The following is a 555-nucleotide window of genomic DNA, read 5'->3' on the forward strand; positions in this document are numbered from 1 at the left end:
CAAAGTAGGAGGTTTAGGTGACAGCTACATGACGGGAAGTTGGACAATTAGTGACAAAAGTAGAATGGACGGAATAGCGCACATTGATGTGCCCAACCATACCGTTAAACACATCAATAAAAGCAATAAGAATTACGAAGGGTTAGCTGGTGAGGCTGACGGCGTATCGATATACCAAACTTTGCGTTTTTTGCGGCATGCGCGTAATGACCCCGTGGTCACATCACCGTCTTTGGTTAACTCATAGCTCAGCGCTCGACAAGTGAAGCTGCCCAGCAGCTCGTGTCGGGCACTCGATACAGAATGAGTCGCTTGCTGAGCATCGAGCAACGGATTCGGTTGAGTCGACAAAATATCGCGATTCACTACGTTGCTGCGTACGTAATCTTGATGCACGTAGCCCTTAATAACGCCTTTTTGTTCAACCAGAATCCAAGGTTCTCCTTCAACTCTCGCCAACGCATTGAACACTTCGCCTTTTTCAAGTTGCCCCAGCTTTGTACTCTCTACACTCGGTTTGGAGCGCAAATTTAACCCCGTTTTTGAACGATAGGA

1 protein-coding gene is annotated in these 555 nt (G+C 47.2%); it reads right to left on the reverse strand.

What is annotated here, in order from left to right:
• Positions 1-132: 132 nt before the first annotated feature.
• On the reverse strand, positions 133-555 hold a 423-nt coding region (locus R7044_RS27275; RefSeq protein WP_225456233.1), incomplete at its 5' end, for an SH3 domain-containing protein.

It is taken from the genome of Vibrio sp. 1402, assembly GCF_033340275.1.